Origin of the sequence: Rhodomicrobium sp. R_RK_3 (assembly GCF_002198715.1) — a bacterium.
GTDB lineage: Bacteria > Pseudomonadota > Alphaproteobacteria > Rhizobiales > Rhodomicrobiaceae > R-RK-3.
Map to the genome: position 1 here is coordinate 1 of NZ_MWLK01000039.1, position 11325 is coordinate 11325.

At 64.0% G+C, this 11325-nt stretch carries 12 protein-coding genes and 1 pseudogene; 5 read left to right on the top strand and 8 right to left on the bottom strand.

Features of this window, described 5'->3' with window-relative positions; translation table 11 throughout:
- Positions 1 to 160: 160 nt before the first annotated feature.
- Positions 161 to 580 (bottom strand): MerR family DNA-binding transcriptional regulator, encoded by a 420-nt coding sequence (locus BLEFHOIH_RS25120; protein WP_088348813.1) that lies wholly within the window; start codon positions 578 to 580, stop codon positions 161 to 163.
- Positions 567 to 2306 carry a long-chain fatty acid--CoA ligase gene (locus BLEFHOIH_RS25125; protein ID WP_088348814.1) on the bottom strand — a complete coding sequence of 580 codons (1740 nt, stop codon included), beginning with the start codon at positions 2304 to 2306 and terminating at the stop codon, positions 567 to 569. The genes BLEFHOIH_RS25120 and BLEFHOIH_RS25125 overlap by 14 nt, the downstream gene beginning before the upstream one ends.
- A 336-nt stretch (positions 2307 to 2642) precedes the next feature.
- Between BLEFHOIH_RS25125 and BLEFHOIH_RS25130 the strand changes: the two genes are divergently transcribed.
- From BLEFHOIH_RS25130 to BLEFHOIH_RS25140, 3 genes are all read left to right on the top strand, one after another.
- Complete coding sequence (locus tag BLEFHOIH_RS25130; RefSeq protein WP_088348815.1) at positions 2643 to 3149, top strand: hypothetical protein; 507 nt, start codon at positions 2643 to 2645, stop codon at positions 3147 to 3149.
- Positions 3150 to 3321: 172 nt separating this feature from the next.
- Positions 3322 to 3591, top strand: a complete 270-nt coding sequence (locus BLEFHOIH_RS25135) for an acyl carrier protein (RefSeq protein WP_088348816.1) — start codon at positions 3322 to 3324, stop codon at positions 3589 to 3591.
- Positions 3592 to 3639: 48 nt separating this feature from the next.
- Positions 3640 to 4872 (top strand): beta-ketoacyl-[acyl-carrier-protein] synthase family protein, encoded by a 1233-nt coding sequence (locus tag BLEFHOIH_RS25140; protein WP_088348817.1) that lies wholly within the window; start codon positions 3640 to 3642, stop codon positions 4870 to 4872.
- A gap of 425 nt (positions 4873 to 5297) precedes the next feature.
- On the opposite strand, the pseudogene BLEFHOIH_RS25145 reads toward BLEFHOIH_RS25140, so the two are convergent.
- Positions 5298 to 5885, bottom strand: a pseudogene (locus BLEFHOIH_RS25145) (UdgX family uracil-DNA binding protein); the annotation flags it as partial.
- A gap of 329 nt (positions 5886 to 6214) precedes the next feature.
- On the opposite strand from BLEFHOIH_RS25145, the gene BLEFHOIH_RS25150 reads away from it, so the two are divergent.
- Together BLEFHOIH_RS25150 and BLEFHOIH_RS25155 are read left to right on the top strand one after the other, a co-directional pair.
- A complete protein-coding gene (locus BLEFHOIH_RS25150) occupies positions 6215 to 6997 on the top strand; it encodes a 3-hydroxybutyrate dehydrogenase (RefSeq protein WP_088348819.1) in 783 nt (260 codons plus the stop codon).
- On the top strand, positions 6994 to 8070 hold the full coding sequence (locus tag BLEFHOIH_RS25155; RefSeq protein ID WP_088348820.1) for a patatin-like phospholipase family protein: 1077 nt from the start codon (positions 6994 to 6996) through the stop codon (positions 8068 to 8070). Before BLEFHOIH_RS25150 ends, BLEFHOIH_RS25155 begins: the two co-directional genes overlap by 4 nt.
- On the opposite strand, the gene BLEFHOIH_RS25160 is transcribed toward BLEFHOIH_RS25155, so the two are convergent.
- The 5 genes from BLEFHOIH_RS25160 to BLEFHOIH_RS25175 all read right to left on the bottom strand — a co-directional run bounded on the left by BLEFHOIH_RS25160 (position 8071) and on the right by BLEFHOIH_RS25175 (position 11280).
- The gene (locus tag BLEFHOIH_RS25160) at positions 8071 to 8796 is read right to left on the bottom strand and encodes a DUF502 domain-containing protein (protein WP_170937374.1); all 726 of its coding nucleotides are present in this window, start codon (positions 8794 to 8796) and stop codon (positions 8071 to 8073) included. It abuts the gene before it with no gap.
- Positions 8797 to 8983: 187 nt separating this feature from the next.
- Positions 8984 to 9139 carry a DUF3096 domain-containing protein gene (locus tag BLEFHOIH_RS25165; RefSeq protein ID WP_088348822.1) on the bottom strand — a complete coding sequence of 52 codons (156 nt, stop codon included), beginning with the start codon at positions 9137 to 9139 and terminating at the stop codon, positions 8984 to 8986.
- 174 nt (positions 9140 to 9313) lie between these two features.
- Positions 9314 to 9634: a hypothetical protein gene (locus BLEFHOIH_RS26465; protein ID WP_125461888.1), complete on the bottom strand. Its 321-nt coding sequence runs from the start codon at positions 9632 to 9634 to the stop codon at positions 9314 to 9316.
- Positions 9635 to 10146: 512 nt separating this feature from the next.
- Positions 10147 to 10446, bottom strand: a complete 300-nt coding sequence (locus BLEFHOIH_RS25170; RefSeq protein WP_088348823.1) for a hypothetical protein — start codon at positions 10444 to 10446, stop codon at positions 10147 to 10149.
- A gap of 108 nt (positions 10447 to 10554) precedes the next feature.
- Positions 10555 to 11280 (bottom strand): hypothetical protein, encoded by a 726-nt coding sequence (locus BLEFHOIH_RS25175; RefSeq protein WP_088348824.1) that lies wholly within the window; start codon positions 11278 to 11280, stop codon positions 10555 to 10557.
- Between the last annotated feature and the right edge of the window lie 45 nt (positions 11281 to 11325).

Sequence of the window (11325 nt, forward strand, 5' to 3'; positions counted from 1 at the left end):
AATATGATTGGGTCCCGGCTCGGCCTGACGGCCGTCCGGGACGACGGGGAGAGGACCTTCGATACGCAAAGGTCTCCTATGGGAGAGGGAATCGGCTGCTGATCGGAATAGCGCCGAGGTCGCCAAGGGGCAATCGCCAGGGGCGCGAAGCCGATTTGCCCTAAACCTTCAGCAGCGCGATGCACTGGTCGCGGATTTCGCGCAGCTCCTGCAGGGCCTGGTCGATGTCGCGCTGCTTGCCGCTCAGCTCGGCAATCGAGCTCTCGACGCTCTTCAGGAGCCGCCGGGTCTGCTCGATCTGGTTCGGGTCGGCGTCGTAAAGGTTGAGATATTCGGAGATCTCCTCGAGGCTGAACCCGAGCCGCTTGCCGCGCAGCACGATGATCAGCCGCGCCCGGTCGCGCTTGGTGTAGATGCGGTTGCTGCCGACGCGGCTCGGCGCCAGCAGCCCCTTCGACTCGTAGAAGCGGATGGCGCGGGTCGAAATGCCGAACTCGGCCGAGAGATCGCCGATGCTGTAGAGCGGGGCGTCCTGCCGGACGGCGGGGGCCGCCGCCGCTTCCGGTTTAGACTTTACCATTGGCCTTCATTTCGGCGCGCAGCTCCTTCTTCGACAGCTTCCCGATCAGCGTCTTGGGCAACTCGTCGCGGAATTCGACCTCGGACGGCATCTCGATCTTGGAGAGTTTCGGCTCCAGGAATTTCAACAGCTCGGCCTTGGTCGCCGTTACGCCCGCCTTCAGCTTGATATAGGCCTTGGGCGCCTCGCCGCGATAGCTGTCGGGGATGCCGAGCACGGTCACCTCCTCGACGCCGGGGAATTGGTAGATCGCCTCCTCGATGGTGCGCGGATAAACGTTAAAGCCGGAGCAGATGATGATGTCCTTCATCCGGTCGACGATGAACGTATAGCCCTCGACATCCATATAGCCGACATCGCCGGTGCGCAGGAACTCGCCCACCATGGCGTCTGCGGTCTCCTTCGGGCGCTGCCAATAGCCCTTCATCACCTGCGGCCCGCCGATGCAGACCTCGCCGGTCTCGCCGAGCGGCATTTCCACGGCCGGGTCGTCCAGCGAGCGGATCGAGATGCGCGTGCCGGGGATCGGAATGCCGATCGAGCCTTCCTTGTTGGCGCCCGAGACCGGATTGCAGGTGGCGACCGGCGAGGATTCCGACAGGCCATAGCCCTCGACCAGCGCGCAGCCGGAGATTCGCTCGAAGCCGCGCTTGATCTCCATCGGCAACGGGGCGCCGCCCGAGATGCAGAATTTCAGCGAGGACAGGTCGCCGGGCTTCAGCGAGTGGGCATGCATCAGCGCATTATAGAGGGTCGGCACGCCGGGCATCACGGTTGGCCGGGTCTCGCGGATCAGCTTCAACCCGGCATTCAGCTCGAATTTCGGCACCAGCGTCAGAGTCGCGGCGATAGCCACGCCCAGGTTGAGCACCGTCGTCATGCCGAAGACGTGGAAGAAGGGCAGGATGGCCATCACCCGCTCCTCGCCCGGCTTCAGCGTATGCGCCCAGAACACGGACTGCCAGGCATTCACGTAAAGATTGGCGTGGGTGAGCATGGCGCCCTTCGGGCCGCCTGTGGTGCCCCCGGTATATTGCAGCACCGCGACATCGTTCAGCGGATCGATGGCGACGGGCGCCGGCTTGCCCGGATTGGCGATCACGTCATCATAGGCGATCAGCTTGGCGGCCTGGGGCGAGGCACGCCAGTCGGCCAGATCCTTGCGCTTGAACAGCCTGAACAGGATCGATTGCAGCGCCGGCAGAAGCCGCGGGAACGGGCAGATCACCGCCGAGCCGATCGCGCCGCTGGCGACCAGCGCCTCGGCTTTCGGGAACAGCGCCTTCAGATCGAGCGTCACCATCATGTGCAGCCGGGCGTCGCGCGCCTGATGCGTGAGCTCCTCGACCGTATAGAGAGGGTTGAAATTGACGACCGTGCCGCCCGCTTTCAGAATGCCGAAATAGAAGATGATGTAGGTCGGTGTGTTGGGCAGCAGCAGCCCGACATTGACGCCTTTCTTGACGCCGCGCTTCTGCAGCCCCTCGGCCACCCGGCTCGACAGCGCATCGACCTGCGCATAGGTCAGCGCCTTGCCAAAGAACGTGCAGCACGCCCGGTCCGGATAGGCGGCGGCAGTTTTCTCCAGCAGCGAATGCAGCGGCGCCGGCTCGAGCCGCGCATGCCAGTCGACATCCTTGGGATAGGTTTTCAGCCATGGATAACGCGCGGGAGGCGTTGCCCGCTCGACGCCATTAGCTCGAACGTCTGCGCGATTCGGGTCCATTATTTCCTCGTTTTATGGGCGTTTCCTCAGATGCGGGCGAGCCGCAAAGACCCGGCAGCGATTATTCGGCTTTTCGCCGCCGATGGCAATCATTCCGCGCCTGAAGAGCGCTCAAGGGCCGGGGAGTTTGCCAGGCTCCCGCGACGCTGTGATGACGGCCCGCCCGCGCCCGCATGAATTCCGTGCAGGAATGGAATTCGCCAGATCGCGCAAAGCTGCCATAATGCAGGCCGGGGGCAGGGCAATGACGAGCGGGGGGCCGATCCGATTCGCGATCCCGGAACAGACCCCAGTTCCGTCCGGCGCCAATCGCGAGGCTCAATTGGGAGAGACATCATGTTCTTCGACACGTTCACCACCATTCACAGCCTGTTGAGTCTGGCCGCCATCGCAACCGGCGTGCTGGCCGTCGCGGCGCTGTTCAACATCCGCCTGCCGCAGATCTTCACCATTCTGTTTCTGCTGACTGCCGTCGGCACGAGCGCCACCGGCTTCGGCTTCACCTTCTACGGGCTGAAGCCGTCGCATGTGGTCGGCGCGATTGCGCTGGTGATCCTGGCGGTTACTATCTATGCAGGTTACTTCACGGCCCTGACCGGGAGCTGGCGCTGGATCTATGCGGCCGGCATCGTCGCCAGCCTCTATCTGCTCGTCTTTGTCGGCATCGCCCAATCCTTCGCCAAGATCGAGGTGCTGCGGGCCGCCGCGCCGACCCAGTCGGAGCCGCCATTCGCCATCGCCGAAGCCATCGGGCTGGTGGTTTTCCTCATCGTCGGCTATCTGGCGGCGAGGGCATACCGACCCGAGGAGCCGGAGCTTGCGGGCCGCTCGGTGAACGCCTGAAAATCCGCTGTGACGGGGGCGAACGGGTGCTAACCAATCCTCGGACAAGGCGGACGAAGCCCTGGACACCCCGCAAATTTGCGTTTATCTGGGGGGCTACGATGCTCCCCGGACCGCATCCGGCGAAAGCGGCATACACTGGCCCTCGATTGGGAAGGGCACGGAGAGGACGATGGACGACGTAGCCAACAAGATTGTCAGTATTCTCAAGAAGAACATGAAGGAGCCGCCGGAAACGATCGCTCTGGACACCAAGCTCAGCGATCTCGAAATCGAGTCGCTCGATCTGGCCGTGATCGTATTCGACATCGAAGACACGTTCGGCATCCAGATTCCCTACAACGCCAATGAAGAGATGCAGGATTTCGCGACGGTCGGCTCCGTCGTCGAGCGCGTCAAATCGTTGATCGGTGACAAGGGCGCCGCCGGCGCGGCCGCCTGATACGTCCATCCCGCCTCACGGGCGCTTTTTCGACATCATAGGCACGGCATGGCAGGGCCCAACGGGGCAAGACGGGTGGTCATTACCGGTCAGGGTGTGGTCTCGGCCATCGGCATCGGGGTCGACACATTCTGGGCGAATATGCGGCGCGGCGTTTGCGGCATCGGGCCGATCACCAATATTCCGCTGCAGGATCTCTATATCACCATCGCCGGCGAGGTGAAGGATTTCGACCCGCGCGAGCGCTGTCCGTCGAAGCCCTTCATGCTCGCCGACCGCTATTCGCAATTTGCCGGCTCGGCCGCCATCGAGGCGATGAAGCAGGCGGGCTATGACGGCCCGGTGTCGGACGGGCATCGCGCCGCCTCGATCATCGGCTCCGGCATCGGCGGGCTGGGCACCATCGAGAACGGCTATGTCGATCTCTTCATCCATAAGAAGAAGGCCACCCATCCGCTGACGCTGCTGCGCAGCATCGGCTCGTCGGCGGCGGCCCATGTCAGCATCGAATATGGCATGAAGGGCCCCTGCTTCGGCACCGTCAGCGCCTGCTCCACGGCGGCGCACGCCATCGGCCTGACCTTCCAGATGATCCGGGCCGGGATGGTCGATATCGGCATTGCCGGCGCGTCCGAAGCCTGCGTGACCTTCGGCTCGATGCGCTCCTGGCAGGCGATGCGCGTGCTCTCGCCGGAAGGCTGCTGGCCCTTCTCCAAGCACCGCAACGGCACCGTGCTGGCCGAGGGCGCCGGTATCCTGGTGCTGGAGGAACTGGAGCACGCCCTGGCGCGCGGCGCGACGCCGCTCGCCGAACTGGTCGGCTTCGGCATGACGTCCGATGCGGCCGACATGGTCAATCCGTCCATCGAAGGCCCGTCCGTGGCGATGCAGATCGCGCTCGACGATGCGCGGCTCGCGCCCGGCGACATCGACTATATCAACGCGCATGGCACGGCCACTACGGTCAATGACATCAACGAAACGCGCGCCATCCGCCGCGTCTTCGGCAAGGACGCGGACAAGGTCTCGGTGTCCTCGACCAAGTCGATGCACGGCCATTGCCTGGGCGCGGGCGGCGGCGTCGAGGCGGTGGCCTGCATCAAGGCGATCTCGGAGAATTTCGTCCCCGCCACCATCGGCTTCGACGAGCCGGGCGAGGAATGCGACCTCGACTATACGCCGAATGAAGGCCGCTCCCGCGAGATCACCTACGCCATGTCGAACTCCTTCGCCTTCGGCGGCCTGAACGCGGCCCTGGTCTTCGGCCCGCCGCCGGCCTGACGCTGGGGTTGAGGTCGACCGCCTCGCCGAAGGCACGTCGAGGGGATGACGGGAGCGCTGAATCGCTCCTGCCCAGACTTATGGGATCTCCGCACAAAACCAGAGGCACGGCCCTTCCCATCTCCGACTGTGAGAGGTTAGCGCGCGGGTGAGGGGGGAATGCCTCTCCGATGGTTTGTAACCCTCGTTCCAGCCCTCTCCAAATGAAGACCTTTGCAAACTGCCAGAGCCGGGGCTACTTGCCTCTCCTCTGGCACGGTGCTGGCCGATCCGCGAGTGGATCCCGGTTCGGCCTGACGGTCGCCCGGGACGACGGGTGGAGATGCCCAAGCGACGCGCAAAGGTCATCCATGGGAGAGAGAGCGATCCGTCGCGCATCGCGATAGGGTTCTACTCCATCCCCCAAGCTAAATTCCGCGCGAACCTCACCCCCGCGCCAGCCTCGCCGCTTCGCGCAGGTCGCGGACGAAGGCGTCGTATTGCTCGCGCTTGGCGGTCTCGTCGGGCAGGCGCAGCAAATAGGACGGATGCACCGTCAGCACCACCGCGCCGTGCTCGCCCGGGATCGGCTTGCCGCGCTCGGCCATCAGCCGGACGGCGCGGCCGAGAACGCTGCGGGCAGCGGTCGCGCCCATCGCCACGATCACGCGCGGCCTGATGAGCCGCACTTCCTGCTCCAGCCACCAGCGGCAGGCCTTGATCTCGTTCGGATTGGGCGTCTGGTGCAGCCGTCTCTTGCCGCGCGGCTCGAATTTGAAGTGCTTCACGGCATTGGTGACATAGATCCCCGCCCGGTCGATGTCCGCCGCGCCGAGCGCCTTGTCGAACACAGCGCCCGCCGGTCCCACAAAGGGATGGCCCGCCAGATCCTCCTGATCGCCCGGCTGCTCGCCGACGACCATCATGGCGGCATCCGCCGGTCCCTCGCCGAAAACGGTTTGCGTCGCCGGCTCCCAGAGCGGGCAACGCCGGCATTGCGCCGCTTCGGCACGCAAGGCGTCGAGCGTCGCCCGGGCGGGAGCGGCCGGTCCGCCGAGCGCGAACTCGGCCTGGGCCGGCGGGTCGCTTTTGCGGCTTGGGGCGTGCAACTTATGATCCATCCGACAAATCCTGCTGGCGAAGCTTTCGCCGTTTGACGAGAAGCGCGCGCGCTGCGCGCCGGTTCCGCCTGCTTTCCGGTGATAATAGGTTCTGTTCCTGGTTTGTTCAAGATCGCGCCCCAACCGGTCCCACTTGCTTTTGCGGTGCACAAAATTTTGAGTGCAGAGGGGTTGGCTGGTATTTGCTGCCGGTTCATAGTCATAACGGGCGTGAGCGCATCACCAGCAGCCGGAGTTTTCGCATGAGCAAAAATAAAAGTGCCATCGTCACCGGGTCGACCAGCGGCATCGGACTGGGGATGGCGGAAGCTTTCGCCAAAAGCGGCATGAACGTCATGCTGAACGGTTTCGGCTCGCCGGACGAGATCGAGGCCATCCGCCGCCGCCTCGCCGATCAATACGGCGTCAAGATCGGTTACCACGGCGCCGACATGACCAAGCCCGAGGAGATCGGCGCGCTGGTCAAGGCGGCGGAGGAGCAATTCGGCGCGGTCGATGTGGCCGTCAGCAATGCCGGCATCCAGTTCGTCGCCCCGGTCGAGGAATTCCCGGCCGACAAATGGGACGCCATCATCGCCATCAATCTGTCGAGCGCCTTCCACCTCATCCGCCACGCCCTGCCGGGCATGAAGGCGCGCGGCTGGGGCCGCATCATCAATCTCGCCTCGGCGCATGGGCTGGTCGCCTCGCCGTTCAAATCGGCCTATGTGGCGGCCAAGCACGGCATGATCGGCCTGACCAAGAGCGTGGCGCTGGAGACCGCCGAGCACGGCATCACCGCCAACGCCATCTGTCCGGGTTATGTGCTCACCCCCCTCGTCGAGAAGCAGATCCCCGACCAGGCCAAGGCGCGCGGCATCTCCGAGGAGGCGGTTAAGCGCGACGTCATTCTCGGCGTGCAGCCAACCAAGCAATTCGTCACCACCGAGCAGATCGGCGCGCTGGCCGTATTCCTGTGCGGCGACGAAGCAGCCTCGATCACCGGCGCGGCGCTGCCCATCGATGGAGGCTGGACCGCGCAATGACCGTCGTCGCGGATCCGGCGGCGGCGAAGGGGGCGAAGCCGATCAATCTGGCGCTGCAAGGCGGCGGGGCGCATGGCGCCTTCACCTGGGGCGTGCTCGACCGCTTCCTCGCCGACAGCCGCATCGCGATCGAGGCCATCAGCGGCACCAGCGCCGGCGCCATCAACGCCGTCGTGCTCGCCGACGGGCTGATGCGGGGCGGCCCCGAGGGCGCGCGCGAGCGGCTCAAACTGCTCTGGGACGAGATCGGGCGGGCGGCGCGGCTCAGCCCGATCCAGCGCGGTCCGCTCAGCGTGCTCTCGGGCGATTGGAGCCTCGACAGCTCGCTCGGCTACCTGTTCTTCGACGCCTTCACCCGCAGCGCGTCGCCCTATGATTTCAATCCGCTCGACATCAATCCGCTGCGCGACATTGTCGGGCGGCTGGTCGATTTCGACCTGGTGCGGAGCTGCGGCGCGCCCAAGCTGTTCGTCTCGGCGACCAACGTGCAGACCGGCCGCGTGCGCGTCTTCGGCTGCCCGGAATTGTCGCTCGACGCTGTGATGGCCTCGGCCTGCCTGCCGACCCTGTTCAAGGCCGTTGAGGTCGACGGACAGTATTATTGGGACGGCGGCTATACCGGCAACCCGGCGCTGTTCCCGTTCTTCTATGCCAGCCGCTCAAACGACATCCTGATCGTCCAGATCAATCCGCTGGAGCGCAAGGAGGTGCCGCGCACGGCGCATGAAATCATGAACCGGATCAACGAGATCTCGTTCAATGCCAGCCTGCTGAGCGAACTGCGCTCGGTGGATTTCGTACGCCGGATGCTGGATGAGGGCCGGCTCGATCCGGAGCGATACCGGCGGCTGAACATCCACATCATCGGCGAGCAACAGGCGGCGGCGGCCTATGGCGCCTCGAGCAAGTTCAATATCGAGCGGGCCTTCCTGCAGCATCTGTTCGAGATCGGCCAGAAGGCGGCTGCGGATTGGCTGGAGCTCAATTTCGACGCCATCGGTGAACGCTCGACGGTCGACATCCGCCGCATGTTCGCCGGCGACGGCTATGACGAGGCGGCGGGCGTCGTCTGACTATTCCGCCGCGTCCTGCGAGGCGAGGAATTTCGGCGCGGCCGGGTCAATGACCGGGACGCCGGCCGGGATCGCCGCTTCGCCTGGCTTCTTCAGCCTATGCGGCATGCTGTCGGGCGCGAGCGCGCCGAGCGAGAAATAGATCCGCAGGAGATCGTCGACCTTCATCTCCGGCACCGGGATGACGCAGTTCTGCGGCACCATGACGAGGCCGCCGGACATCGGGATCGGCGCGGTGGGCAGGTAGACCATCTTGCGCGGCTCGCCGCCGATATAATAGGTCTCCTGATTGGCGAGCAGCGCCAGCACGTCGACGCCGTTCTGGCCGCCGAAGCGGCAGGACACCACCGCCATGCCGGTGAAATCGCCGGCGCTCTTGTCGGTGGCGAGGCGGACGACGCGCGAGACGGGATTGTAGATGGTGCGGATGATCGGCAGCTTGGTGAAGATGCGGTCGATGGCGCGCTCGATGGTCTTCTGCGCCGCGCTCCGGGCGATGACGCCGAGGAACCAGATGCCGACGAAGGCGATCAAAATGCCCAGGAAGAAAGCCAGCGTATCGTAGCCGGGGCCGATGATGGTCGAGCCGCCGCTGGTCAGCAGATTGCCCAGGAACGATCCCGGCCCCAGCGCCGCCTTCAGCACATCGATGATCCAGGCGATGATGATGATGGTCAGGACGACCGGCAGCAGCAGCACGAGGCCCGCCAGGAATGTGGTCGTCACGCTGTTGCGCCAAAGGCGTGCAAATAGGCTCATGGTGTCACCGCTCGCAAGGGCCTGCCGAATGCCTACCCTATCCAAATTTGCTGTAATTGTCCTTAATTTGTGCGTAGCAACATAAACCCCCTTCGCCCGCGCGGCGAGAGCGGAAAACCTTGCCCCGCAACAAGGCTGTGGGCAGAATTGGCCGTCAGGTCGGTATTGCGCCGCCGAAATGGGCGGACAGGCCGGCGATCCCGATCAAGATCAGATAGGCGGCAACGAGGTAGTTCAGGATCTGCGGCACCAGCAGGATCAGCACGCCGAAAACAAGGGCGATCCAAGGCTGAAGTTCAACATAATTCATGTCGCCGGCTCCGTTGCGATGTGGCACGAGTGGCCGATGCAACAATCCGCGGCGGCGCAAAGTTCCGCCTGCGCCGGGCCTGGGCGCAGTGGCGCCGGTCACCGAGAACACTTCGATTGCGGTTGGCCCCGGCCGGAGGCGGACGCCGGCCGAGTTCCCCCTACTCGCTAGGGTCTAGAACGCACTGATGGGAGCAAAGAAGCACCGGCGGGTGCCGTTCGGCCGGTGGCAGCGCCAATATTGGCCGTCGACACTGGGCAGCGCTTCCTTGTAGGGAACCGTCTCCTGCGTCGGCGTCAGCTCGAAGCCGGCACCGCCGACTTTGACCGCCGAAGAGGGCACGACCGAGCAGTCGGCAGCGCCGCAGCACCATTCCCCGTTTTGCGGACCGCGAAAGCCGCCACGGGAAATCCAACTGTCATGGGCGTATGCTGTGGAGGTTAAGGAAAATAATGCCAGGGCAGCAAAGAGCATGCGGGATGTCGATCCGATCATAGCGTCTACCACGTTGAGGTTTCATCTCATCGCGCGGCGATCGCCTGAACGGCCTAATCTTCAAAAGTCTAAGCCGTCATGCGGCTCGTCTATCGCCGCGTATCGTGCCGGCCTTGGACATTTCGACCCTTTGACGGGTCTCTAAGGACCCGGTCACTCCACTAAAGTGTAACAGCGAAATCACGCTTCGCAAAACGGGAATGTTAAACGGTTGCTCGCATTCGTTAATTCGCGCGAAGGTAGCGAAAAATGCGAGAAATTGTCGCGAATCAGCGGGTTTGGCGCAGGCTTGCGGGAGGCTGAATTGCCTGTCGGGGCGGGTCCTGGCGGCATTTGCCGCATGATTGGCGGTCAGCCGTTCAACGGCTTTTTCGCGGACGACTGGACGGATTGACTGGGTAATGAGGGAGGGACGCGGCGGTCGAGGTGCGGAGTCGGCGCTTCGACGCAGGGGATTTCACTCAAGCGGTTAATGCAATCTTACAGCGCCGGTGATTCCGAGCTGTCCACACCTAGCGGCGGCCATGCTCGCGCAGCACTTCGCGCATCGTCTCGGCAATGATGGCGGGGAGTTCGCCGCGCAACGAGGTCACGTCCTTGCGCAAGGAGCTGAGCTCGGCCTCTACCCGGTCGACCTTCGATTCCAGCCGGTCCATCCGCGTCTTGAGCACCGCGAGATCGTCGCCATTCTGGCGGGACTGGTTGAGAATGTAGCGGGACAGCATTTTCTCGCCGTCCGCTTCCTGCTCGACGCTGCTGACGCGCGTTTCGAGGCGTTTGAACTCCTCATGCGTCACAAAGGCTTCGCTCATGCTCGCGGGTCTCCAAGGCAGAGGCCCACCGTAGCCTGATCTGCGGCTATTCGGCAACAGTGATTGTGCTGGGGATTCACCGGATTTGGTGGGGGAGATCCGACTTCATTATCGATCAGCGTCCGCAAACGGGAACCTGTCTGCTGTTGCCGAGACGAAGGCATGAATCAGCGGATGTTCCACGCCTGCGAGGGCGGAGCGCTCGGGCTGATAGGCGGTCCCGATGAAGAAGGGGTGCGATCTCACCTCGAAAGCCCGCGGCTCCCCGTTCGGGTCGAAGCCCGTAAAATCGAGAGCGCTGTCATCGAACAGGCCGACATACCGATGGGCGACGCCGTAGCTGCAATGATATTTCTCCGTGACCCGCGTCACGCCGTGGATCTTGGCGATCTGCGATCCGGCCACGAACTCGATCTCTCCGTGCTGCTCCACCAGAGCGCAGGTCAGCGGCGCGACCAGCGGCATTTCGGCGTCCGGATTGACTTCGGCATTGTCCGCCATGGCGTAACCGAGGACATTGCGGGCGAATTCCAGAATGCCGTGCTGGTATCCGCCGCAGGTGCCGAGGAACGGCATTCCGGTTTCGCGTGCGTGCCGAATGCCTCTCAGCGCGCCGTCCATGCTGGCATAGGGGCTGGCGGGAACACACCAAACGGCGTCGAAGTCCTTCAACGCTTCCGCTGTGTGCTGCAATGCGGTCGTCGCGACCCACACTCCTGTGGTGGGATATCCTGTGCTCGATGCGGCGATGTCTATCGCTCGGGGGATCGCAATATGCGCGGTGACGCCGGGATTATAATCGCCGACGAGGGCGATGCGCTTGGGATTGGCCATTGGCTGCTTGCCGCTTTTTGATGATCGCCACTAATCGGCTTCGGA

Bases quoted from the DNA above. Each gene is read 5' to 3' on its own strand.
- BLEFHOIH_RS25120 (WP_088348813.1), bottom strand. From the start codon at position 580: ATGGTAAAGTCTAAACCGGAAGCGGCGGCGGCCCCCGCCGTCCGGCAG.
- BLEFHOIH_RS25125 (WP_088348814.1), bottom strand. From the start codon at position 2,306: ATGGACCCGAATCGCGCAGACGTTCGAGCTAATGGCGTCGAGCGGGCA.
- BLEFHOIH_RS25130 (WP_088348815.1), top strand. From the start codon at position 2,643: ATGTTCTTCGACACGTTCACCACCATTCACAGCCTGTTGAGTCTGGCC.
- BLEFHOIH_RS25135 (WP_088348816.1), top strand. From the start codon at position 3,322: ATGGACGACGTAGCCAACAAGATTGTCAGTATTCTCAAGAAGAACATG.
- BLEFHOIH_RS25140 (WP_088348817.1), top strand. From the start codon at position 3,640: ATGGCAGGGCCCAACGGGGCAAGACGGGTGGTCATTACCGGTCAGGGT.
- BLEFHOIH_RS25150 (WP_088348819.1), top strand. From the start codon at position 6,215: ATGAGCAAAAATAAAAGTGCCATCGTCACCGGGTCGACCAGCGGCATC.
- BLEFHOIH_RS25155 (WP_088348820.1), top strand. From the start codon at position 6,994: ATGACCGTCGTCGCGGATCCGGCGGCGGCGAAGGGGGCGAAGCCGATC.
- BLEFHOIH_RS25165 (WP_088348822.1), bottom strand. From the start codon at position 9,139: ATGAATTATGTTGAACTTCAGCCTTGGATCGCCCTTGTTTTCGGCGTG.
- BLEFHOIH_RS26465 (WP_125461888.1), bottom strand. From the start codon at position 9,634: ATGATCGGATCGACATCCCGCATGCTCTTTGCTGCCCTGGCATTATTT.
- BLEFHOIH_RS25170 (WP_088348823.1), bottom strand. From the start codon at position 10,446: ATGAGCGAAGCCTTTGTGACGCATGAGGAGTTCAAACGCCTCGAAACG.
- BLEFHOIH_RS25175 (WP_088348824.1), bottom strand. From the start codon at position 11,280: ATGGCCAATCCCAAGCGCATCGCCCTCGTCGGCGATTATAATCCCGGC.